Annotated in this window: 1 pseudogene; it reads left to right on the top strand. The window is 59.5% G+C overall.

Annotated elements, in window-relative coordinates:
- Nucleotides 1–316: pseudogene (locus ACTHSA_RS10820) on the top strand (RHS repeat protein); the annotation flags it as partial.

The following is a 316-nucleotide window of genomic DNA, read 5'->3' as shown; positions in this document are numbered from 1 at the left end:
TGTACGGTTTCGACGAAAACCGCGAACTCGTCTACCGCATCGACGCCGACGGACAACGCAGCGACAGCGAACGCGACGACTATGGCCGCATTACCGTAGAACGCGACCCCCTCGGACGCGAAACCCGCTATCTCTACGATACCGAAGGCAATGTCATCGCCATCACCGCCCCGGACGGCAGCAGCACTCAAATCGACTACCACGAAACCCTCAACCTGCCGATTACCGTCAACGATCCTGCAGGCAGGATTACCGCCTACGATTACGACAAGCGCGGCAACCTCATCAGCATCACCGACCCCGCCGGTTACACCAC

The sequence above is a fragment of the Neisseria sp. P0008.S002 genome (assembly GCF_051962805.1).
GTDB classification, from domain to species: domain Bacteria; phylum Pseudomonadota; class Gammaproteobacteria; order Burkholderiales; family Neisseriaceae; genus Neisseria; species Neisseria perflava.
This window is presented reverse-complemented; position numbering and strand designations above follow the sequence as displayed.